Here is a 21,645-nt window from a genome sequence, read left to right as displayed (position 1 = left end):
AATTAGTATGCCGAGACGCCAGAAGGAACCCCACCGGAGGGACCCCATGCCCGCACAGCGCGTCGTGATCGGTGTCGACAGCTCGACCCAGTCCACCAAGGCCCTCGCCGTCGACGTGGAGACCGGTGCCGTCCTGGGCGAGGGCCGCGCCGCGCACACCGTGACCGCGGGCCCCGGACGCGAGAGCGACCCCGAACAGTGGTGGCGGGCGTTCTGCGAGGCCGCGGCCGCCACCGGCTGGGCGGACCGGGCCGCCGCCTGCTCGATCGCCGGCCAGCAGCACGGCCTGGTCACCCTCGACACGGCCGGCCGGCCCGTGCGCCCCGCCCTGCTGTGGAACGACGTCCGCCCGGCCCCGCAGGCCGCCGCCCTCGCGGCCGCCTTCGGCCCGGCAGAACTGGCCCGCCGCACCGGCAGCGTCCCGACCGCCGCCTTCACCGCCGCCAAATGGGCCTGGCTGCGCGCGCGGGAACCCGCCGCGGCCGACCGCGTCGCCGCGGTCCGGCTCCCCCACGACTACCTGACGGAGCGGCTCACCGGCGAGGCCGTCACGGACCGCGGAGACGCGTCGGGAACCGGCTGGTGGGGCCCCGACGGCTACGACCGGGAGGTCCTCGCCCGGATCGGCCTCGACTGCGCCCTGCTGCCGCACGTCCTCGCGCCCGGCGCCCGGGCCGGCCTCGTCCGCGCCGGGACGCCCCTGCGCGAGGGCGTGCCCGTGGCCACCGGCACCGGCGACAACATGGCCGCCGCCCTCGGGCTGGGCCTCACCCCCGGCCGGCCCGTCCTGAGCCTCGGCACCTCGGGCACCGTCTACGCCGTCGGCCGGACCCGGCCCGCCGACCCGGGCGGAACCGTCGCCGGCTTCGCCGACGCCCTCGGCGGCTGGCTGCCGCTCGCCTGCACGCTCAACTGCACCCTCGCCGTCGACCGCTTCGCCGCCCTCACCGGCCGCGACCGCGAGGACGTCGAGGAAGGCGGCACGGTGGTGGTGCTGCCCTACCTCGACGGCGAACGCACCCCGGACCTGCCGGGCGCCTCCGGTCTGGTCCACGGGCTGCGCCACGACACGACGCCCGGCCAACTGCTCCAGGCCGCCTACGACGGCGCCGCCCACGCCCTGCTCACGGCCCTGGACGACGTCCTGCGCGCCGGAGGCGAGGACCCCGCCGCGGACGAACCCCTCCTGCTGATCGGCGGCGGAGCCGCGGGCCGGGCCTGGCAGCGGACGGTCCTGCGGCTGTCCGGCCGGGCCGTCCGGGTACCCGAGGCCCGGGAACTCGTCGCCCTCGGCGCCGCCGCGCAGGCCGCCGCCCTGCTCACCGGTGAGCCCGCCGACGCCGTCGCCCGGCGCTGGCGGACCACGGAGGGCCCGGTGCTGGAGCCCGTACCCCGCGACGACGACACGCTCGAACGGATCACCGGTACGCTGCGGCGGGCGCGGGCCCTGCAGGAGGCCCCGCCGGACGGGCGACAGGAGGGACGGGGGCGATGACCGCGCTCGGCAGGCCGGGCGGGGCCGCACAGACCGCCCCCGCCTCACAGCAGGGGATGCGCCGGCGGAACCTCGCCGCGGTGCTCGGCGCCGTCGCCGCGCACGGGCCGCTCTCCCGGGCGGACGTCGCCGGACACACCGGCCTGACCAGGCCGGCCGTCTCCTCCCTGGTCGACGAGCTGATCGGCCGCGCCGCCCTGACCGAGACGGAGACCGCCCCGAGCGGACGCGTCGGCCGCCCCGGGAGGGCCCTGGCCCTCAACGACCGGGGCCCCGCGGGGCTCGGCCTGGAGATCGGCGTCACCCACCTCGCCGCCTGCGTCGTCGACCTGCGCGGCGAACCCCGGGTGTGGCGGCGCGTGGAGCGGGCCAACGCGGGCCGGCCGGCCGGACGGGTACTGGAGGAGGCCGCCGCGCTCGCCGCCGACGCGGAGTCCGAGGCCGCCGCCCTCGGCCTGCGCGTCGAGGGCCGCGTCCTGGCCGTCCCGGGGGTGGTGCCGAACACCCCCGGCGGACTGGTCGCCCACGCTCCCAACCTCGGCTGGAAGGACGTCCGGCCCGCCGACCACTGGCCCGACCCCGCCACCGCGCCCGAGCCGGAGAACGAGGCCAACCTCGGAGCCCTCGCCGAGCAGCGGCAGCAAGTAGACCCCGCCGAGACCTTCGTCCACGTCTCCGCCGGGGCCGGAATCGGCGCCGCACTGGTCATCGGCGGCCGGCTGTTCCGGGGCGCCCGCGGCTTCGCGGGCGAACTCGGCCACCTGCCCGTCCACCCGCGGGGCGCACCCTGCCCCTGCGGGGCACGCGGCTGCCTGGAGCAGTACGCGGGCGAAGCGGCCGTCCTGCGCGAGGCGGGGCTGGCGGACGCCGGGGACCCGGTGGCCGTGCTGGCCGAGCGGGCGGGCGCCGGGGACGCGGCGGCCCTGCGCGCACTGGACCGTGCCGGACGGGCCCTGGGCCTCGCCCTCGTCTCGGCGGTGGACCTGATCGACCCGGACGGCCTCGTTCTGGGCGGTGCCTACGCCGAACTCGCCGACTGGCTCCTGCCTCCGATCCGCTCCGAGCTGGCCGCCCGGGTCACCGTCCGGCCTTGGCACCCCGAGGCGGTCCGCCCGTCCGCCCTGGGGCGCCGCGGACCGGTACTGGGTGCCGCGTGGTCGACCGTGCAGCGGATCATCGCCGACCCCGCCCGCCTGCCCGTCCGCCCGGCCTAGGCGCCGCCCGGGGCGTGCAGCCGGCCCGTCCGGGCCACGCGGGAGTACCAGAGCGCGCTCGATTTGGGCGTGCGCTCCAGGGTCTCGTAGTCGACGTGGACGGCGCCGAAGCGCTTCGCGTAGCCGTAGGACCACTCGAAGTTGTCCAGCAGCGACCAGAGGAAGTAGCCGCGCACGTCGGCCCCGTCCGTGATCGCCCGGTGCACGGCCTCCAGGTGCGCGTGCACGTACGCGGCGCGCCGCGGGTCGTGCACCGTGCCGTCGGGTCCGACCTCGTCCTCGTACGCCGCGCCGTTCTCGCTGATGACGAGCGGCAGGCCGGGGTAGCGGGCGGCGGTGCGGGCGATGAGGCCGTGGAGCGCGTCGGGGTCGACCGGCCAGCCCATCGCGGTGCGTTCACCCGGAGCACGGTGGAACGCCACGTCGTCCGCGCCGGGCCAGGGCGAGTGCTCGCTGTCGCCGTGGCCGTCGTCCTGCGGTCGCCCGGCCCCCGGCGCGACGTGCGAGACGACCGTCGGGGTGTAGTAGTTCAGGGCCAGGAGGTCCAGCGGCTGGTGGATCGTCGCGGCGTCGCCGTCCCGGACGAACGACCAGTCGGTCAGGTGCGCGGTGTCCGCGAACAGGTCCCGGGGGTACGCGCCCTCCAGCATCGGCCCCAGCCAGATCCGGTTGCCGACGGCGTCGATGCGGCGGGCCGCCTCCCGGTCCTGCGCGCAGGGGTTCAGGGGGCGGACCGCGTGGAGGTTGAGGGAGACCGAGAGCTGGGCGCCGCCGGGCAGCGAGGCCCGCAGGGCCTGCGCGGCGAGGCCGTGGCCGAGGTTGAGGTGGTGGGCCGCGCGCAGGGCGGCGACCGGATCGGTCCGTCCCGGGGCGTGCACGCCGGAGCCGTAGCCGAGGAACGCGCTGCACCAGGGCTCGTTGAGCGTCGTCCAGCGCTTCACCCGGTCTCCGAGAGCGTCGGCCACGAGGCCCGCGTACGCGGCGAACCGCTCGGCGGTCACGCGTTCCGGCCAGCCCCCCGCGTCCTCCAGGTCCTGGGGCAGGTCCCAGTGGTAGAGCGTGAGCGCCGGCTCGATGCCCGCGGCGAGCAGCTCGTCGACCAGCCGGCGGTAGAAGTCCAGGCCCTTCTGGACGGCGGGCCCCCGGCCGGTCGGCTGGACGCGGGACCAGGAGACGGAGAACCGGTAGGCCCCCAGGCCGAGTTCGGACATGAGGCGGACGTCCTCGGCGAACCGGTGGTAGTGGTCCACGGCCACGTCACCGGTATGGCCTTCGAAGACCTTGCCGGGGGTGTGCGAGAAGGTGTCCCAGATGGACGGGGTGCGGCCGTCCTCACGGGCGGCGCCCTCGATCTGGTACGCGGCGGTGGCCGTGCCCCACAGGAAGCCGGACGGGAAGGTGCGGGTGGCGGTGAGTGGCCGGGTCTCGGGCACGGTCATCGGAGAGTGCTCCCAACGCGGGTTCGGATGGAGTCGTCGGACGCCGTCAGTTCTTGACGGCGCCGGCGGTGATGCCGCCCACGATGTGCTTGCCGAGGACGGCGAAGACCAGCAGCAGGGGCACCGTGGAGATGAGCGCGCCGGTCAGCACGACGGCCTGGTCGACCGTGTGGTTGCCCGCTCCGAGGCCGGCCAGGGCGACCTGAAGGGTCGGGTTGCCGTCGGGGGTCAGCGCGATGAACGGCCAGAAGAAGTCGTTCCAGGCCTGGACGAAGACGAGCATCCCGAGGACCGCCATCGCCGGCCGCGCCACGGGGAACACCACGTGCCAGATGATGCGGAGGCTGTGCGCCCCGTCCATCCTGGCCGCCTCCACGAGCTCCACGGGGAGGGCCTCGAGCAGGTACTGGCGCATGAAGAACACGCCGAAGGCGGCCACCAGCGAAGGCAGGACGACCGACTGGAGCTGGTCCACCCAGCCGAGGTCCGTGACGATCTGGTAGAGCGGGATCACGCTGAGCTGCGGCGGGATCGTCATGGTGGCCACGACCAGGGCCAGCAGGGCGCTGCGGCCCTTGAACGGCAGTTTGGCGAAGGCGAATCCGGCCAGCGTGGAGAACAGGACGGTGGACAGGGCCACCAGCCCGGCCACGATCGTCGTGTTGACCAGCGCCTCGCCCATGTCGACCTGGTTCCAGGCGAAGGAGAGGTTGTCGAGCAGCCGGGGTCCCGGCAGCAGCGGCGCCGGCGCCTTGACCACCCGCTCGCCCGTGTGGGAGGCGGCGACGAGGTTCCAGTAGAGGGGGAAGAGGGAGACCAGGGCGGCGAGGCCCAGAAGGACGTAGGCCAGCGGGCCCGCGTGGTGCTGACGGCCGGCCGACGGGCGAAGGCGCCTGACGCGCGGCGCCCGGGAGGCGGTGGTGTCGGGTGTGCGGGTCATGGGTTCAGCTCCCCGCCTTCGCGCGCAGCCGGGAGACCAGGATCCGGAGGCCGCCGATGAGCAGGAGGAGCAGGAGCATGACCCAGGCGATGGCGGAGGCCTGGCCCAGTGCGCCGGTCACCCAGCCCTTCTCGTACATCAGCAGGCTCAGGGTCTGGAACTGGTTGCCGCTGCCGCCGCTGATCCCCAGACTGCCGCCGAAGAGCAGCGGCTCGCCGAACAGCTGGGTGGCGCCGATGGTCGAGACGACGGCGGTGAAGAGGATCGTCGGCCGGATGGAAGGGACGGTCACGCTGAGGAACTGGCGCCAGCGCGAAGCCCCGTCCAGCGCCGCGGCCTCGTACAGGTCCTGCGGCACGGCCTGCATCGCCGCCAGGTAGATCAGCGCGTTGTAGCCCGTCCACCGCCAGGTCACGATCGTCGATATCGCGATCTGGGCGGGCCACTTGGAGGACTCCCAGTCGACCGGCGCGAAGCCGGCCCCGCCCAGGACCGTGTTGATCAGACCGTAGTCGGTGTTGAAGAGCTGGGCGAAGACGAGCGTCGCCGCGGCGATGGAGGTGGCGTACGGGGCGAGGACCGCGACCCGGAAGAACCCGCGGCCGCGGAGCCTGTAGTTGAGCAGGTGGGCCAGGCCCAGGGCCATCAGCAGCTGGGGAACGGTCGAGAGCAGACCCATGGTGAAGGTGTTGGCCAGTGCGTTCCAGAAGAACTCGCTGGTCGCCAGGGAGCTGTAGTTCTCCATCCCCTTCCACCGGGCCTGGCCGCCGAGCTCGACCCGGTGGAGGGAGAGCCAGCCCGTGTAGATCAGGGGGAAGAGGCCGAAAGCGGCGAAGGTGAGGAAGAAGGGGGCGACGAAGACGTACGGGACGGCCTTCAGGTCGAGGCGGTAGAGGGTGCTGCGCCGACCGCTGCGGCCGGGGGGCCGCGGGCCGGGGGAGCCGGGGCCGGCGCTGCGGCGCCCGGCCGGTGCGGCGGGCGGCGCGGAGCCGTCGCCCGCCGCCCGTACGGAGGTGGCCACGGGGGCTTCCTTCCAGGTGGATGCGTGCGGTGCTGTCAGGGACGCCGGGCTACCGGTCGATCTTGTCGGCCACCAGCTTCCTGACGTTCTCCCAGGCCTTCGCCGGATCGGTGCCGCGCTGCTCGATGTCGAGGATCCCGTTGTCGGTGAGGAAGGTCTTCACCTGGCCGTCCCAGCGGCTGATCGGGGCGGGCGTGATGCCGGCCGCGGCCTGCGAGTAGATCCGGCCGACCGGGGTGTCCCCGAAGTACGGCAGCTTCGCGTCCTGGACGGCGGGGGAGGCGAGGGTGTCCTTGGAGGAGGGGATGTTGCCGTTCACGCCGAAGACCTTGGAGTGCTGGGCCGGGGCGGTGAGCCAGGCGGCGAGTTCGGCCGCCTCCTTGACGTGCTTGCCCGCCTTGGGCACGGCGAGGAAGGAGCCGCCCCAGTTCCCGGCCACGGGCGGCGCGGCGATGTCCCACTTGCCCTGGTTCTCCGGGCCCGCCTGTTCCTTGATGATGCCCGTCATCCAGCTGGGACAGGCGACCGTGGCGAACCTGGAGTTCTTGAAGGCCGCGTTCCACGTGCCCTTCTCGTCGAACTGGCGGAGCTTGGCCGTCAGCCCGCCCCGCGCCGCCGCCACGGCGGTGTCCCAGGCCTTCTTCACGCCGGGGCTGTTCTCGTAGTCCAGCTCTCCCCTGGTGTTGGCGTACTGCACGGCCTCACTGGAGATCACCGCGTTGAACAGCCCGCCGGCGGAGTCGTGGAACGCGGTCCCGGCGGGGGCGCTCTTCATGTACGTCTCCCCGGCCGCCAGGAACTTCGCCCAGTCGCCCGCCCAGAGCCGGGCGACCTCCGCACGCTCGGTCGGCAGCTTGGCCTGGGCGAACAAGTCCTTGTTGTAGCAGATGGCCATCGGGCCGATGTCCGTGCCGAGCCCGATGACCTTGCCGCTCCCCGTGGTGGCCTGCTGCACCTTCCAGTCCAGGAACGCCCCGAGGTCCGCGCCGCCGGTCTTGCCCAGGTCGGTCCACTTGTCCGCCATCGCCGGGCCGGTCGCCTCGGCGATGTATCCCACCTCCAGGGCCTGGATGTCAGCGAGGCCGCTGTCGCGGGAGAGGCGGAGCTTGAGGGTGTCCCAGTACTTCTGGCCGTCCGCGACGTTCGATTCCTCGATCTTGATGTGGGGATGGGACTTCTCGTATTCGGCGTAGAGCTTCGCCCCGGTGGCGTTGTCGTAGCCGAAGGAACCGAAGGTCCCGATCCGCAGCGTGATCTGTCCGCCGGCGTCCGCGCGGTCGTCCCCGCCGCCGTCGCCTCCGCAACCGGTGAGCAGGGCCCCGGCGGTCGCCACGGCGACGGCCGTGCCGAGCGCGGTGCGGCGGCCGCGGCCACGTCTGCTGCTGGAACTGCGCATTCCACTCTCCTCGTCCAAGGCGGTGCCGGTCGTGCGCCAGGGTCCGGCGGCTCGTTCGCGGCTCGGCGAGGGCCCGCGCGGACCGGAAGCGGCGTCCGTGGCGCCCTCAGGAATGGGAGCGCTCCCACGCCGCTGCCGGAAGGTTCCTGCCTCGCGGGCTCAAGTGTCAAGAGTCGAACGGGGATTGGTGCGTGACGAGTTCAGGCAATCAAGAGTAGGGTGGGAGCGCTCCCATGGTGCTCCTCGGCGTAAGGTGTGCCGCGCGACGCGGCGGAGTACAGCATGCTCACCGGTTCCACCGGATCGGGGCCGACGCGGAGTGCCATGCGCGAGGGGAGTTCGAGAGGCGTGAGCGGACAGCGGAACGGCAGGCCCACCCTGGAGGAGGTCGCTGCCCTGGCCGGCGTCGGCCGGGGCACGGTGTCCCGGGTCATCAACGGCTCGCCGAGTGTGAGCGAGCAGGCCAGGGAAGCCGTCGCCCGCGCGGTCGCCGAGCTCGGGTACGTGCCCAACCAGGCGGCCAGGGCGCTCGCCGGCAGCCGCACCGACGCGGTCGCCCTGGTCATCCCGGAGGCCGAGGCCCGGGTGTTCTCGGAGCCGTACTTCCTGGACCTCATACGCGGAGTCAGTTCCGAACTCTCTCGGGCGGACAAGCAGTTGCTGCTCACCCTGGTCCGGACCGAAGCGGAGCGCCGGCGGTTCGAACACTACCTGGCCGCCCAGCGGGTCGACGGCGTCCTGCTGGCATCCGTCCACGGGGACGACCCCCTGCCCGACCGGATAGCGCGACTGGGCCTGCCGGTCGTCATGAACGGACGGCGCTCCGAGGCGGAGCCCGTCGACTACGTGGACTCCGACAACGTGGGCGCCGGCCGCACGGCCGTCGCCCACCTGGTGGGCCGGGGCCGGGGCCGGATCGCGACCATCAGCGGCCCGCTCGACATGTACGTGGCCCGCGCCCGCCTCGGGGGCTACCGCGCGGGCCTCACCGAGGCCGGGATCGCCCCCGACGAGTCGCTCGTGGAGGTCGCGGACTTCACCGAGGAGGGCGGCCGGCGGGCGATGCGCGCCCTGCTCGAGCGCGCCCCGGGGCTGGACGCGGTCTTCGCCGCCTCCGACGTGATGGCCGCCGGAGCGCGCGGGGTGCTGCGCGCGGCCGGCCGGCGGGTCCCCGAGGACGTGGCCCTGGTCGGCGTCGACGACTCGGTGGGCGCGCGCCTGATGGATCCGCCCCTGACCAGCGTGAGCCAGCCGATCGAGGAGATGGGCCGCACGATGACGCGGCTGCTGCTGCGGAAGATCGCCGGGGGGCGGGGAGCCGGCCCGGCGGCGGGGGAGGAGGCGCGCCGCGTCCTTCCCACGGCGCTGATCGTGCGGGACTCCTCCTGAGCGGAGGGGGACGCGCGCCGGCTGCGGTCGCTTCCGGGACCCGGGCACGAACGGGCCGCAGCCGTACGGCGGCCGGGGGGCTCCGTACGGCTGCGGGTCCGTCACCGGCGGTCCGTCACAGGGCCGGGTGGGCGTTCTTCATCAGTTCCCGGAACTGGGCGGAGAACCACTGTCCGGCGAGCGGTGCGTCCGGGAGGGCGCCCGACATGCTGTTGCCGTTGCGGACGTTGCCCGTGTAGGTGGGGTCGCACATCCGGTCGAAGCCCTTGCCCTCGTTGTTCGGGATCTCCTTGCTGGCCCCGTCCGACTCGCCCGGCGGCTTCATCCACACATAGGCGTCGATGCCGGGTGCCGGTGCCGCCTGCGGCCGTTCGCCCAGCCCGGCTCCCGCCTGGTTGCACCAGTTGCCGAGGTGGATGCGCCGGTCGTAGCGGCCGCCGTTGACGTAGGAGTCCACGCTGGTCGTCGCGCCGGGGCCGGTCGGGCGGGCCGTGCCGCCCCAGCCGTTGCGGGAGGTGTCGACGAGCATGCCGACGCCGGCGTCGAAGCCGAGCGAGACCGCCTTGGCCCGCATGGCCTGCGCGTAGGACAGCTCGTCGGTGTAGCGGTTCCAGTCGACCCACTTCGACTGGCGTACGGAGGTGCCGCCCACCGAGTCGTCGATCGAGAAGTGGTCCTCCTTCAGCGCGCTGAAGTTGGCCGTGTTCACGATGAAGCCGTGCACCTTGGAGAGGGTGGAGCCCTCGGCGGTCGCGGCCTGCTTGAACATCTCCGCGGAGGCGGTGAAGTTGTCGTCCCAGCCGAGCCAGCCGTGGTGGCCGGCGTCCACGTAGTTGTAGACGTTGGCGATCGAGCCCAGCTTGTTGAGCGCGTAGCCGACGCCCTTGACGTAGTTGCCGTTGGCCTTCATCACGTCGCAGGCCGGGGTGGCCGTCGGGCGGCCCGAGACGTTGGTGACGAGGTTCGGCAGCGAGTCGATCTCGACGGCGGTGACGATCCGCAGACCGGCGTACTTGGGATCGGCGAGGATCGCGGCGATCGGGTCGATGAACTGCGTCTTGTACCTGTCGATCTCGGTCGGGCCCAGCTCCCCGTTGGAGGCGAGCGCGGAGCAGTCCCGTCCGGGCAGGTCGTAGACCACCAGCTGGACGACGAGTTCACCGCTGCCCTTCTGCGCCAGGGCCGCGTCGAGGTGGTCGCGCAGGCCCATCTTGCCGCTGGTGCCCGTGACGAGGGCGATGCGGTCCAGCCAGACGGCGGTGGGCTGGTTCGACACCCTCGTGCCCCCCGGCTCGGCGGCCGCCTTGGCGGACCATTCCGGATTCACGTACACCTTGGCGCCGGCGTAGGGGTTGTCGGCCTTGCCGCCCGAGGGCGGAGGCGTCGTGGGCGGGGTCGTCGGGGGAGTGGTGGGGGGCTGGGTCGGGTCGGTGGTGCCGTTGCAGGTGACGCCGTTGAGCTTGAACGTCGCGGGCACGGCGTTCGTGCCGGTGTGGGAGCCGTTGAACCCGAAGGACGTCGAACCGCCGGTGGCCAGCGACCCGTTGTACGAGAGGCTCTTGGCCGTCACGGCCGCCCCCGACTGGGTGATCGCGGCGTTCCAGCCCTGGGTGACCTGCTGGCCGTTCGCGTAGGTCCACTCCAGGGTCCAGGCGGTGACGGGGTCACCGGTGTTGGTGACGACCACCTGGGCGCCGAACCCGGTGTTCCACTGGTTCGTGATCTGGTACTCGACCTTGCAGCCGGCGGAGGCGGCGCCGGCGGGGGTGCCGAAGACGGTGGCTGTGGCGCCCGCGGCCGTGACGAGGCCGAGGGCCGCCAGTAACGCGGTGCGGGGGATGATGCGGCTCATTTCGCGGGGTGCCTTTCAGATCGGGCGCAGGCGGGGCCTGGCGCCGCTGGGGGGCGTTCCGTCGTACGGGGAGGGCACGGGCGTCGGAACCGGGCCACGGCACGGCCGCGGAGCATGTCCGCGGGCGGAGCGCCGTCCGGGCCGTGGCAGGGCGGGACCGTGCACGAGCCGTGAACAGTGGGAGCGCTCCCACTGTGCGGACGGCGCCCAGCGGCGTCAAGGTGGGGGGAGGATCGAAAGCCTTTCGCTCCGGAATTCCCCGGCTCCTCCCCCCCCGGCTCAGAACCCCGCCCCCCGGTTCAGAACCCCGCTGCCAGCCGGTGGTACGCCTGGCTCCAGCGCAGCTCGCGCCGGAAGCGCTGGGCGGTGGTGCTCTCGTCGATGAGGAGCAGCTCCAGGCGGAGCATGTCCGCGAGGTCCTCGAGGTGGGCGGAGGTCAGGGCGGTGCTGAGGACGGTGTGGTGGGGTCCGCCGGCCGTCAGCCAGGACTCGGTGGAGGTCCGCAGGTCCGGGCGGGGCCGCCAGACCGCGCGGGCGACGGGCAGGGCGGGCAGCGGGTGCGGGGGCGCCACGACGTCGACGTCGTTGGCCACCAGGCGGAACCGGTCGCCGAGGTCGGCGAGGCCGGCCACCACGGCCGGCCCGGGGGCGGAGTCGAACACCAGCCGGACCGGGTCCTCCCGCCCGCCGATGCCGAGGGGGTGGATCTCGCAGCGGGGCCTGGCGGTCGAGAGGGTGGGGCACACTTCCAGCATGTGCGCGCCCAGGATGAGCTCGTTGCCCGGTGTCATGTCGTAGGTGTAGTCCTCCATGAAGGAGGTACCGCCGGGGAGGCCGTCGGCGGCCGCCTTGAGGGCGCGCAGCAGGACGGCGGTCTTCCAGTCGCCCTCGCCTCCGAAGCCGTACCCCTGGGCCATGAGCCGCTGGACCGCGAGGCCGGGCAGCTGGCGCAGTCCGCCGAGGTCCTCGAAGTTGGTGGTGAAGGCCCGGAAGCCGCCCGTTTCGAGGAAGGTGCGCAGGCCGGCTTCGATGCGGGCCGCGTAGCGCAGCGACTCGTGCCGCCCGCCTCCCCGGCGAAGCTCCGGCGCCAGGTCGTACAGGTCCGCGTACTCCTCGACGAGCGAGGCCACCTCGCTCTCCGGCGCGTGGTCGACGGCCTCCACCAGGTCGTTGACGGCGTAGGTGTTGACGGAGACGCCGAGGCGCAGCTGGGCCTCCACCTTGTCCCCCTCGGTGACGGCCACGTCGCGCATGTTGTCGCCGAACCGGGCGACCTTGAGGGTGGCCAGTTCGCAGCGCGCGGCGGCCGCCCGCGCCCAGATGGCGACCCGTGCGGTGGTCACCGGGTCCGTGACGTGTCCGGCCACGGTCCTGCGGGGCACGCCGAGGCGGGTCTGGACGTGCCCGAACTCGCGGTCCCCGTGGGCGGCCTGGTTGAGGTTCATGAAGTCCATGTCGATGGTGTCCCAGGGCAGGGCCACGTTCGACTGGGTGTGCAGGTGCAGCAGCGGCTTGCGCAGCGCGTCCAGTCCGGCGATCCACATCTTCGCCGGCGAGAAGGTGTGCATCCAGGCGATGAGCCCGGTGCACCGGTCGTCGGCGTTCGCGTCGAGGCACAGGCGGCGGATGGCGTCGGCGTCGGTGAGCACCGGCTTCCACACGACGCGTGCGGGGATGGTGGAGGTGTCGTCCAGCGCGGCGGCCAGGTGCCGCGACTGTTCGGCGACCTGTTTCAGCGTCTCCTCCCCGTACAGGTGCTGGCTGCCGGTGAGGAACCAGATTTCCTGGGCGGGAGACGTTCGGCTGGGCACATGGACTCCTGGAGGTGACGTCCCGCGGCGCGTCGGAGCGGGCGGGCGGGGAGGGGGGCGGAGGGAGGGCGGCGCGGATCAGTTCGCCGTGCGGGTCGTGTCGCGGATGCGCCGCAGGCGGTGCAGCTGGCCGTCGGCGGAGAAGCGGTCGTGCAGGAGCCGGTATTCGGCGAAGAGGGTGTCGTAGGCATCGGCCCGGGAGGCGTCCGGCGTGTAGACGGCCGGCAGCCGGCGGCCCATGGCGGCGCCGGCCGTCCGTACGTCGCTGTACGCGCCCGCGGCCACGGCGGCGTGGATGGCCGCCCCCAGGGCGGGGGCCTGGTCCGACCCGGCCAGGGAGACGGGGCGGCGCAGCACGTCGGAGTAGATCTGCATCAGCAGTCCGTTCCTGGCCAGTCCGCCCGCGACGATGAACTCGCGCACCGGTACGCCGCCCGTCTCCAGGGCCTCCACGATGACGCGGGTGCCGAACGCGGTGGCTTCGAGCAGCGCGCGGTAGACGTCCTCCGGGCGGGTGGCGAGGGTCAGGCCCGCGATGACTCCGGAGAGGTGGTGGTCGACGAGGACCGACCGGTTTCCGCCCAGCCAGTCGAGGGCGACCAGCCCGTGGCCGCCGACCGGCTGGCAGGCGGCCTTCCGGGTCAGCAGGGTGTGCAGGTCCTCGTCGCGCTCGGCCGCTTCGGCGAGGTAGTCCGGTGGGAGGCCCTGGTCCAGCACCCAGGCGAAGATGTCACCCACCGCGCTCTGCCCGGCCTCGTAGCCGTAGGCCCCCTCGACGACGCCGCCGTTCACGACGCCGCAGATGCCGGGGACGTCGGCGAGGACGGGCGCGTTGACGACGTGGCAGGTGGAGGTGCCCATGATGGCGAGCAGTTGGCCGTCCTCCACGGCCTGGGCCGCGGCCGCGGTGACATGGGCGTCGACGTTGCCCGCGGCCACGGCGATCCCGGGGCGCAGCCCGGTCCAGGCGGCCGCCCCGGTGCTGAGCCCGCCCACGCGTGAGCCGAGCGCGGAGAGCGGGAACGCGAGGCGGGTGCGGGCGAAGTCGGCGAACCGGGGGTTCAGCCCGGCCAGGTACTCCTCGCTCGGGTAGGCACCGTCCTGGTGGATTCCCTTGTAGCCGGCGGTGCAGGCGTTGCGGGACTCGGTTCCGGTGAGCTGCCACACGATCCAGTCGGCGGCCTCGATCCACCGCGCGCAGGTGTCGTACACGAGCGGATCCTCCTCCAGGACCTGGAGGGCCTTGGCGAACTGCCACTCCGCGGAGATCCGGCCGCCGTAGCGGGCGATCCACTTCTCCCCGCGGGCGTGGGCGAGTTCGTTGATGCGATCGGCGTACGGCTGGGCCGCGTGGTGTTTCCACAGCTTGGGCCACGCGTGCGGCCGTCCGGCGAGCTCCGTCTCGGCGAGGGGGGTCCCGTCGGCCAGGGTGGGCAGGACGGTGCAGGCGGTGAAGTCGGTGGCGATGCCGATCACCGCGGCCGGATCGACTCCGGCCGCCGCCACGGCCGCCGGGACGGCGCGGCGCAGGACGTCGCGCCAGTCCTCGGGGTGTTGCAGGGCCCAGTCCGGTGGCAGTTGCGCACCGCCGTGCGGCAGGTACCGGTCCATGACGCCGTGCCGGTAGGTGTGGACCGCCGCCGCCAGCTCCTGCCCGTCGCGAATCCGCACCACCACGGCGCGGCCCGACAGGGTGCCGAAGTCGACACCGACCGTGTACCGCTCCGGTTCCCCGGAACGGGGGGTGGGCGTGAGGAGGTGGGGTGACGTCAACTGAGTGCCTTCCGAAGGAGTGGTGGTGCCGGACGCCATGCAGTGTGAGCGCTAACAATGCCGAGGGGCAAGAGGGTGCGCCCAGATCGCAGGATGAGTCGCTCGACCTCGCATCCGGCGCGATAACAGAGCGGTAACGTGTCGCAAGAGGGTTGAGAACCGCACTTGTTAGCGCTCACAATGCGACGGCTCCCCTTCCCCGAAAGGACACCCGTCATGGCTCGCAGAGCAGTCCACGTCCTCACCGCCGCACTCCTCGCCTCCTCGGCGCTGACCGCCTGCTCGACCCAGGGCCCCGCCGCCGCTCCCGCCCCGGGCCCGGCCTCCGGGGGCAAAGCGGGTTCCGGCGGCAGGATCACCATGGGCTTCGCCCAGGTCGGAGCCGAGAGCGGCTGGCGTACCGCCAACACCAAGTCCGTCCAGGAGGCGGCCAAGAAGGCCGGGATCGAACTCAAGTTCTCCGACGCGCAGCAGAAGCAGGAGAACCAGATCAAGGCGATCCGCACGTTCATCCAGCAGAAGGTCGACGTGATCGCCTTCTCCCCGGTCGTGGAGTCCGGCTGGGACACGGTGCTGAAGGAGGCCAAGGACGCGGGCATCCCCGTCATCCTGACCGACCGCGCCGTGGACACCAAGGACACCTCCCTCTACAAGACCTTCCTGGGCTCGGACTTCGTCAAGGAGGGCAGGTCGGCGGGGGAGTGGCTGACCGCCGCGTACGCCAACCAGCAGGGCCCGGTCAACATCGTCGAACTCCAGGGCACCACGGGCTCCGCACCCGCCAACGACCGCAAGGCCGGCTTCGCCGAGGCCATCCGGGCCGACGGCAGGTTCAAGATCGCCGCCTCCCAGTCGGGCGACTTCACGCGCGCCAAGGGCAAGGAGGTCATGCAGGCGTTCCTGAAGTCCCAGAAGGACATCGACGTCCTGTACGCCCACAACGACGACATGGCCCTCGGCGCCATCCAGGCCATCGAGGAGTCCGGCAAGAAGCCCGGTACGGACATCAAGGTGATCTCGGTGGACGGGATCAAGGACGCCTTCGTCGCGATGACCGAGGGCAAGATCAACGTCGTGGTGGAGTGCAACCCGCTCCTCGGCGACCAGCTGATGGACCTGGCCAAGAAGGTCGTCGCGGGCGAGAGCGTGCCCGCCCGGGTCGAAACCCAGGAGGGCGTGTTCCCCCAGGACAAGGCCGCGGCCGCGCTGCCGTCCCGGAACTACTGACCCACGGCGCTCCCCGCCGCGGCCGCTGTCCCGGCGGTCCCGGCCGTCCCCTCCCGGGCCCGCCGGCCCGCGAGGCCCGGCGACCGAGCCCGCTCCACCCCCACACGAGAGGAGGGCGCATGACATCTCCGTCCACGCAGCCGCCCACGGGAACCGGCGGCCCGCGGCCGGTCCTGGAAGCCCACGGCATCCGCAAGCGGTTCCCGGGCGTACTCGCCCTCGACGAAGTCGCCCTGCGGCTCTTCCCCGGCGAGGTGCACGCCCTGATGGGCGAGAACGGCGCCGGGAAGTCCACCCTGATCAAGGTGCTCACCGGTGTCCACCCCGCCGACGGCGGCACCGTCCTCGTCGACGGCCGGCCCCACACGTTCACGGACCCCCTCCAGGCGCAGCGCGCCGGAATCAGCACCGTCTACCAGGAGGTCAACCTCTGCCCCAACCTCTCGGTCGCCGAGAACATCCTCATCGGGCGCGAACCGCGCCGGTTCGGCCTCGTCCACTGGTCCGCGATGCGGCGACGGGCGGCCCGGCTGTTGACGGAACTGGAGCTCGACCTCGACGTCACCTCTCCGCTCGGCGCGCACTCCCTGGCGGTGCAGCAACTGGTCGCCATCGTCCGGGCGGTGGACGTCTCGGCGAAGGTCCTCGTGCTGGACGAACCCACCTCCAGCCTGGACCGCGAGGAGGTGGCCCAGCTCTTCGGGCTGGTGCGGCGCCTGCGGGACCGCGGGGTGGCCGTCCTGTTCGTCACGCACTTCCTGGACCAGGTGTTCGACCTCTGCGACCGCGTCACCGTCCTGCGGGGCGGCCGCCTGGAAGGCGAGTACCCCATCGGCGAGCTCACCCCGGTGACGCTCGTCCAGCGCATGATCGGCGGAGAGCTGGCCACCCTCGACCAGCTGTCGGGCCGCGCCCACGGACCAGGGCCCGAACGGGCGGCCCGCGAGCCGTTCCTCCGGGCCCGACGGCTGACCCGTACGGGCTCGATCGAACCCTACGACCTCGACGTCCACGCCGGCGAGGTCATCGGACTCGCCGGCCTGCTGGGCTCCGGCCGCACCGAAGCGGCGCGCCTGCTGTTCGGCGCGGACGGCGCGGACGCCGGAGAGGTGAGCATCGAGGGCAGGAAGGTGCCGCTGCGCAGCCCCCGGCACGCCATCGCCCGGGGCATCGCCTTCTGCTCCGAGAACCGCAAGTCGGAGGGGCTGGTGGGCGAGCTCACGGTCCGCGAGAACATCGTCCTCGCCCTGCAGGCCGCCCGCGGCTGGACCAGGCCGCTGACCCGCGCGAAACAGGACGAGCTGGCACGGCACTGGATCGAAGCCCTCGACATCCGCCCCGCCGACCCCGAAGCACAGGTACGCCACCTCAGCGGAGGCAACCAGCAGAAGGTCCTCCTCGCGCGCTGGCTGCTCACCGAGCCCCGGTTCCTGATCCTCGACGAACCCACCCGGGGCATCGACATCGGGGCCAAGGCCGAGATCCAGAAACTCGTGGCCCGCCTGGCCGACGAAGGCACCGCCGTGCTGTTCGTCTCGGCGGAACTCGAAGAGGTCCTGCGCCTGAGCCACCGCATCGCCGTCCTCCGCGACCACCGCATGGTGGCCACCCTCGCCAACGACGACTCCGTCACGCCCGAACGCCTCCTGACGACCATCGCCACCGGAACGGACTCATGACCCCCCAGCCCGCCACATCCGGGGCGGCCCGCGGCATCGCGCGGCGCGCGGCCGGCCACCGCCTGCTGTGGCCCGCGCTCGTCCTGCTCGCCCTGCTCCTCGGGAACCTCGCGTTCCACCACGACTTCCTCTCGGTCCGGGTGCGTGACGGCCACCTCTACGGCAGCCTCGTCGACATCCTGCGCTTCGGCGCGCCCCTCGTCCTCGTGGCGCTCGGCATGACGCTCGTCATCGCCACCCGGGGCATCGACCTCTCGGTCGGTTCCACCGTCGCCATCGCCGGCGCGCTCGCCTGCGCACACCTCTCCGGCGCGGCGCGTCCCGGCAGCGTCGCGACCACGCTCACGGCCGTCGCCCTCGCCCTCGCGGTCGCCCTCGTCCTGGGCCTGGCCAACGGACTGCTGGTGTCCGGTCTGGGAGTACAGCCCATCGTGGCCACCCTGATCCTCATGGTCGCGGGCCGCGGCGTCGCCCAGCTGATCACCGACGGCCAGATCATCACCGTGACCAGCGCCCCCTACAAGATGATCGGGGGCGGCTACTGGCTGCTCCTCCCGTTCGCCGTCCTGCTGGCGGCCGTCCTCGTCGGGCTCACCGCCTTCGTCACCCGCCGCAGTGCCCTCGGCATGCTGATCGAGTCCGTCGGCGGCAACCCCACCGCCAGCCGGCTGGTGGGGATCCGGGCCGGCGGTCTGCTCGCCCTGGTGTACGTCTTCAGCGCCCTGTGCGCAGCCGTCGCCGGGCTGATGATCAGCTCGAACGTCTCCAGCGCCGACGGCAACAACGCCGGCCTGTGGATCGAACTCGACGCGATCCTCGCCGTCGTGGTCGGCGGCACCGCCCTGACCGGAGGGCGCTTCTCCCTCGGCGGGACGGTCCTGGGCGCCCTGATCATCCAGACCCTGTCCACCACCGTCTACACCCTCGGGGTCCCTCCCGAGACCACCCTCGTCTTCAAGGCCTTCGTGGTCGTCATCGTCTGCCTCGTGCAGTCCCCGGTCTTCCGGGCCAAGCTGGTCCGCCGCCGGGCGACCACTCCCCGGTTCCCCGCCGCGGCGGGCCCCACCCCGCAGGAGCAGGAGGCACGCGCATGAGTACCGGCACCGTGAACGCCGCCGCGCGAACGGCCCGCCCCTTCGCGACCCTTTCGCCGCGCACCCGGACCCGTATCCCCCTGGTCGTCACCGCGGTCCTGCTGGTCGTCGTGTTCGGCGTCGGATCCGCGCTCTACGAGGGGTTCCTCTCCGCGCAGGTCGTGCTGAACCTGCTGATCGACAACGGGTTCCTGCTGGTCGTCGCGGTCGGCGCGACCTTCGTCATCCTCACCGGGGGCATCGACCTGTCCATCGGCTCCATGGTGGCGCTCTCCACCATGACCACCGCCTGGCTGGTCGAGTCGCACGGCTGGCCCCTGGCCGCCGTGATCCCCCTGGTCCTCCTGGCCGGCGCCGGGAGCGGGGCGCTCATGGGCTGGATCATCCACACCTTCGAGATCCAGCCGTTCATCGTCACCCTGGCGGGCATGTTCCTCGCCCGGGGGCTCTGCTACACGATCAGCACCGAGTCCGTCACGATCACCGATCCCGTCACCGCGTCAGTCGCCCAGACCAGGCTCTACGGACCGGGCGGACTGTTCGTCTCGATCCCCGTCCTGATCGCGCTGGCCGTGCTGGTGACCGCCTTCGTCGTCCTGCACCACACGCGCTTCGGCCGCAACGTGTACGCGCTGGGCGGCAACGAGTCCTCCGCCCGCCTGATGGGCCTGCCGACGGGCACCACCAAGATCGCCGTGTACGGCGTCAGCGGCCTGTGCTCCGCTCTCGGCGGCCTGCTGCTGACCTTCTACACGCTCTCCGGCTACGCCCTGCACGCCATGGGCATGGAACTCGACGCGATCGCCGCCACCGTGATCGGCGGCACGTTGCTGACCGGAGGATCCGGCTTCGTCCTGGGCACCGCTCTCGGCGTACTGGTCCTCGGCATGATCCAGACGCTGCTCAACTTCCAGGGCACCCTCAGCTCCTGGTGGACCCGGATCGTCATCGGCGCCCTGCTGCTCGTGTTCATCGTGCTGCAACGCCTGATCGGCGGCCGCCGGCCCACCGCGCGCTGACTCCGCTCCGCGGACCGTGCCCGGAAGGGGCCGGGCCGCGACCTCATCCGCCGTCCGGGGCCGTGGGGGCTCCGGACGGCGGTCCTTCACGACCCCGGCAGGGAGATCCTGCGGGCGGTGCTGGCGCGCACGATGAGCTCGGGCGCCACCACGAGGTGCGTCGGCTCGTCGGCCCGGCCCTCGATGTGGTCCAGGAGCAGTCCGATGCTGTCGCGGCCGAGCGAGGCGAAGTCCTGCCGGATCGTCGTCAGCGGGGGCGGGAAGAACTCCGCCTCGGGGATGTCGTCGAACCCGGCGACCGCCACGTCCTCGGGCGTGCGCAGTCCGGCTTCCCGCAGGGCGCGCAGGACGCCGAGGGCCATCTGGTCGTTGGCCACGAACACCGCCGTGAGGCCCGCTCCCCCTGCCCGTGACGCCCGGACCCGCCCCGCGAGCTGCTGGCCGGCCTGGTATCCCGACAGGGGGCTCCAGTCGCCGCGCAGCAGGGGCGGCACCTCGGCACCCGCGTCCCGCAGCGCGTCCTCCCACCCCTGCGTGCGGGCCTCGCTCTCGAGCCAGTCGGAGGGGCCCGCGACGTGCCACACGGTGGCGTGGCCCGAGGCGAGGAGATGTTCCGTGATCATGCGGGCGCCGAGGTTCTGGTCCAGCGACACCCCGGGCAGGGCCAGGGTGTGGCCGCCTTCCACGGTGACCACCGGGCACGGCGCGTCCAAGGCCGCGAGGGCCCTGACCGCCGCGCGCTGCGGAGTGACGGCGACGATCCCCTCCACCCCCCACCCGGCGAGGTGCTGCATGGCCTCGGCGAGGGCCGTCTGCGTGGCCGTCCGCAGCGTGACGGCGGACGTCAGGTAGCCGCGGTCGCGAGCCGCCTCCTGGACCCCCGCCACGGTGCTGGCCGGCCCGTGCAGCGTGGTGTTCACCGCGATGACGCCCAGCGTGTGGGTGCGGCGCGTGGCCAGGGCCCGGGCCGCCGAGTTGCGGCGGTAGCCCAGCTGCTCGATGACCTGGGTCACCGCGGCCCGGGTCTTGGCGCTGACGTTCGGGTGGTCGCTGAGCACCCGCGAAACGGTCTGGTGGGACACGCCTGCGACGCGCGCGACGTCCGTCATAGTGGGCGCTCGCGAGACGTCCGGGAGCTGGGTCAACTCTCTTCCTTTCCTCACCGAGCGGCCTTCCCCCACGGTACCGAACCGGCCGGGAGGCGGTCGGCGGGGTCTCGATGTTGGCGTTCACATTATGCCGCGTTCTTCGAAGGGTGTGAGCGGAAATCTCCCTGTAACCTCTTGAGCTTATCGTTTGTTAGCGTTCACAATCTCAAGCGAGCAGCAGGGCGGCGACAGCAGCCGCAGCACAGCCGTGGTGCCGACCCGGCCCGCGATCGGTCCCGTGGCGGAAAGACGGTGAGGGCGCAGTGAGCGAGACCCATCTCAAGAAGCTCCGTCGCGAGGTCCTCGCGGCCAACCTTCGGATCCCCGAGGCCGGGCTGGCCACTCTCACCTGGGGAAACGTCAGTGGAGTGGACCGGGACGCCGGAGTCTTCGTCATCAAGCCGTCCGGGGTCTCCTACGCCGACCTCACCGAGGAGGACCTGGTGGTGGTGGCGCTGGAGGACGGGAGGGTCGTCGACGGGCACCTCAGGCCGTCCACCGACGCCGAAACCCACCGGTGCCTCTACCGCGCGTTCCCCGCCATCGGGGGCGTCACCCACACGCACTCGGCGCACGCCGTCGCCTTCGCCCAGGCGCGCCGCCCCATCCCGGTGCTCGGCACCACCCACGCCGACACCTTCAACGGGCCCGTCCCCGTGACGGCGGACCTGACCGCCGCCCAGTGCGCCAAGGACTACGAGTACAACACCGGCCAGGTGATCGTCGCCCGGCTCGGCGCCGACCCCCGCCGGGCCGAAGAGGTCCCCGGAGCGCTCGTCTCGCGACACGGCCCCTTCACCTGGGGCGCCACCGCCAAGGCCGCACTGGAGAACGCCGTCGTCTGCGAGGCCGTGGCGGAGATGGCGCTGCACACGCTGGCACTGGGGTTCCGCCTCGGGGGCGTCTCCGACCCGCCGAGGCACCTCCTGGAGCGGCACTTCACCCGCAAGCACGGACCGGACGCCTACTACGGCAACGCCCCCCGCGCTGCCGGAGGCTGAGACGCCGCACCTCCTCGCGCGGGACGGGGAGTGCCGCCCGGCCGGAGTCCGCCCGGCTCCCCGCGCAGCGGGCGGGCGCGGCAAGTCCCCTTTGCGCACGGCTACTTGACGGTCCGTCCGACTGCTGGCTTGATGGGAGCGCTCCCA

16 protein-coding genes are annotated in these 21,645 nt (G+C 72.8%); 8 read left to right on the top strand and 8 right to left on the bottom strand.

Translation table 11 applies throughout. The annotated features are described in order from the left end of the window. Positions 1-46 precede the first annotated feature (46 nt). Positions 47-1,495 carry a xylulokinase gene (gene xylB / locus D1J60_RS02855; protein WP_125820001.1) on the top strand — a complete coding sequence of 483 codons (1,449 nt, stop codon included), beginning with the start codon at positions 47-49 and terminating at the stop codon, positions 1,493-1,495. Continuing rightward, positions 1,492-2,709, top strand: coding sequence for an ROK family protein (locus D1J60_RS02850; RefSeq protein WP_125820000.1), 1,218 nt, complete (start codon positions 1,492-1,494; stop codon positions 2,707-2,709). The genes xylB and D1J60_RS02850 overlap by 4 nt, the downstream gene beginning before the upstream one ends. On the opposite strand, the gene D1J60_RS02845 is transcribed toward D1J60_RS02850, so the two are convergent. From D1J60_RS02845 to D1J60_RS02830, 4 genes are read right to left on the bottom strand one after another with little or no spacing between them, the layout of a single operon-like run. After that, positions 2,706-4,148: a GH1 family beta-glucosidase gene (locus D1J60_RS02845; RefSeq protein ID WP_125819999.1), complete on the bottom strand. Its 1,443-nt coding sequence runs from the start codon at positions 4,146-4,148 to the stop codon at positions 2,706-2,708. The genes D1J60_RS02850 and D1J60_RS02845 overlap by 4 nt on opposite strands. Positions 4,149-4,194: 46 nt before the next feature. Continuing rightward, positions 4,195-5,088, bottom strand: a complete 894-nt coding sequence (locus tag D1J60_RS02840; protein ID WP_125819998.1) for a carbohydrate ABC transporter permease — start codon at positions 5,086-5,088, stop codon at positions 4,195-4,197. Positions 5,089-5,092: 4 nt separating this feature from the next. Continuing rightward, positions 5,093-6,109, bottom strand: a complete 1,017-nt coding sequence (locus D1J60_RS02835; protein WP_125819997.1) for a sugar ABC transporter permease — start codon at positions 6,107-6,109, stop codon at positions 5,093-5,095. 49 nt (positions 6,110-6,158) lie between these two features. Then, positions 6,159-7,505 carry an ABC transporter substrate-binding protein gene (locus D1J60_RS02830; RefSeq protein WP_125819996.1) on the bottom strand — a complete coding sequence of 449 codons (1,347 nt, stop codon included), beginning with the start codon at positions 7,503-7,505 and terminating at the stop codon, positions 6,159-6,161. Between the two features lie 324 nt (positions 7,506-7,829). Here D1J60_RS02830 and D1J60_RS02825 point away from each other — a divergent pair, with 324 nt between their 5' ends. Further along, on the top strand, positions 7,830-8,894 hold the full coding sequence (locus D1J60_RS02825) for a LacI family DNA-binding transcriptional regulator (RefSeq protein WP_125823825.1): 1,065 nt from the start codon (positions 7,830-7,832) through the stop codon (positions 8,892-8,894). Between the two features lie 115 nt (positions 8,895-9,009). Here D1J60_RS02825 and D1J60_RS02820 read toward each other — a convergent pair whose 3' ends face one another. From D1J60_RS02820 to araB, 3 genes are all read right to left on the bottom strand, one after another. After that, positions 9,010-10,746 carry a glycoside hydrolase family 6 protein gene (locus D1J60_RS02820; RefSeq protein ID WP_125819995.1) on the bottom strand — a complete coding sequence of 579 codons (1,737 nt, stop codon included), beginning with the start codon at positions 10,744-10,746 and terminating at the stop codon, positions 9,010-9,012. A gap of 299 nt (positions 10,747-11,045) precedes the next feature. Beyond that, positions 11,046-12,557 carry an L-arabinose isomerase gene (gene araA, locus D1J60_RS02815; RefSeq protein ID WP_125819994.1) on the bottom strand — a complete coding sequence of 504 codons (1,512 nt, stop codon included), beginning with the start codon at positions 12,555-12,557 and terminating at the stop codon, positions 11,046-11,048. Positions 12,558-12,635: 78 nt separating this feature from the next. Then, positions 12,636-14,330 (bottom strand): ribulokinase, encoded by a 1,695-nt coding sequence (gene araB, locus D1J60_RS02810; RefSeq protein ID WP_125819993.1) that lies wholly within the window; start codon positions 14,328-14,330, stop codon positions 12,636-12,638. Between the two features lie 216 nt (positions 14,331-14,546). Between araB and D1J60_RS02805 the strand changes: the two genes are divergently transcribed. The 4 genes from D1J60_RS02805 (at position 14,547) to yjfF (ending at position 19,349) form a co-directional block, all read left to right on the top strand. Further along, a complete protein-coding gene (locus tag D1J60_RS02805) occupies positions 14,547-15,557 on the top strand; it encodes an ABC transporter substrate-binding protein (protein ID WP_125599168.1) in 1,011 nt (336 codons plus the stop codon). 119 nt (positions 15,558-15,676) lie between these two features. Beyond that, entirely contained in the window at positions 15,677-17,236 is a 1,560-nt protein-coding gene (locus D1J60_RS02800; RefSeq protein ID WP_125819992.1) for a sugar ABC transporter ATP-binding protein, read from the top strand. Beyond that, on the top strand, positions 17,233-18,330 hold the full coding sequence (locus D1J60_RS02795) for an ABC transporter permease (protein WP_125819991.1): 1,098 nt from the start codon (positions 17,233-17,235) through the stop codon (positions 18,328-18,330). Before D1J60_RS02800 ends, D1J60_RS02795 begins: the two co-directional genes overlap by 4 nt. Further along, positions 18,327-19,349 carry a galactofuranose ABC transporter, permease protein YjfF gene (gene yjfF, locus D1J60_RS02790; protein ID WP_125599159.1) on the top strand — a complete coding sequence of 341 codons (1,023 nt, stop codon included), beginning with the start codon at positions 18,327-18,329 and terminating at the stop codon, positions 19,347-19,349. Before D1J60_RS02795 ends, yjfF begins: the two co-directional genes overlap by 4 nt. An 86-nt stretch (positions 19,350-19,435) precedes the next feature. Here the strand turns inward: yjfF and D1J60_RS02785 are convergent, their stop codons facing one another. Beyond that, positions 19,436-20,494 (bottom strand): LacI family DNA-binding transcriptional regulator, encoded by a 1,059-nt coding sequence (locus D1J60_RS02785; protein ID WP_125819990.1) that lies wholly within the window; start codon positions 20,492-20,494, stop codon positions 19,436-19,438. 266 nt (positions 20,495-20,760) lie between these two features. Between D1J60_RS02785 and araD the strand changes: the two genes are divergently transcribed. Beyond that, on the top strand, positions 20,761-21,498 hold the full coding sequence (gene araD / locus D1J60_RS02780; RefSeq protein WP_125819989.1) for an L-ribulose-5-phosphate 4-epimerase AraD: 738 nt from the start codon (positions 20,761-20,763) through the stop codon (positions 21,496-21,498). Positions 21,499-21,645 lie beyond the last annotated feature (147 nt).

The sequence above is a fragment of the Streptomyces sp. W1SF4 genome (assembly GCF_003950035.1).
In the GTDB taxonomy this organism is placed as follows: Bacteria; Actinomycetota; Actinomycetes; order Streptomycetales; family Streptomycetaceae; genus Streptomyces; species Streptomyces racemochromogenes.
Note: the sequence above shows the minus strand (reverse complement) of the source record. Positions and strands in the feature narration are given on the sequence as shown.

Bases quoted from the DNA above. Each gene is read 5' to 3' on its own strand.
- D1J60_RS02800 (WP_125819992.1), top strand. From the start codon at position 15,677: ATGACATCTCCGTCCACGCAGCCGCCCACGGGAACCGGCGGCCCGCGG.
- yjfF (WP_125599159.1), top strand. From the start codon at position 18,327: ATGAGTACCGGCACCGTGAACGCCGCCGCGCGAACGGCCCGCCCCTTC.
- D1J60_RS02820 (WP_125819995.1), bottom strand. From the start codon at position 10,746: ATGAGCCGCATCATCCCCCGCACCGCGTTACTGGCGGCCCTCGGCCTC.
- xylB (WP_125820001.1), top strand. From the start codon at position 47: ATGCCCGCACAGCGCGTCGTGATCGGTGTCGACAGCTCGACCCAGTCC.
- D1J60_RS02825 (WP_125823825.1), top strand. From the start codon at position 7,830: ATGCGCGAGGGGAGTTCGAGAGGCGTGAGCGGACAGCGGAACGGCAGG.
- D1J60_RS02845 (WP_125819999.1), bottom strand. From the start codon at position 4,148: ATGACCGTGCCCGAGACCCGGCCACTCACCGCCACCCGCACCTTCCCG.
- D1J60_RS02840 (WP_125819998.1), bottom strand. From the start codon at position 5,088: ATGACCCGCACACCCGACACCACCGCCTCCCGGGCGCCGCGCGTCAGG.
- D1J60_RS02805 (WP_125599168.1), top strand. From the start codon at position 14,547: ATGGCTCGCAGAGCAGTCCACGTCCTCACCGCCGCACTCCTCGCCTCC.
- D1J60_RS02830 (WP_125819996.1), bottom strand. From the start codon at position 7,505: ATGCGCAGTTCCAGCAGCAGACGTGGCCGCGGCCGCCGCACCGCGCTC.
- D1J60_RS02795 (WP_125819991.1), top strand. From the start codon at position 17,233: ATGACCCCCCAGCCCGCCACATCCGGGGCGGCCCGCGGCATCGCGCGG.
- D1J60_RS02850 (WP_125820000.1), top strand. From the start codon at position 1,492: ATGACCGCGCTCGGCAGGCCGGGCGGGGCCGCACAGACCGCCCCCGCC.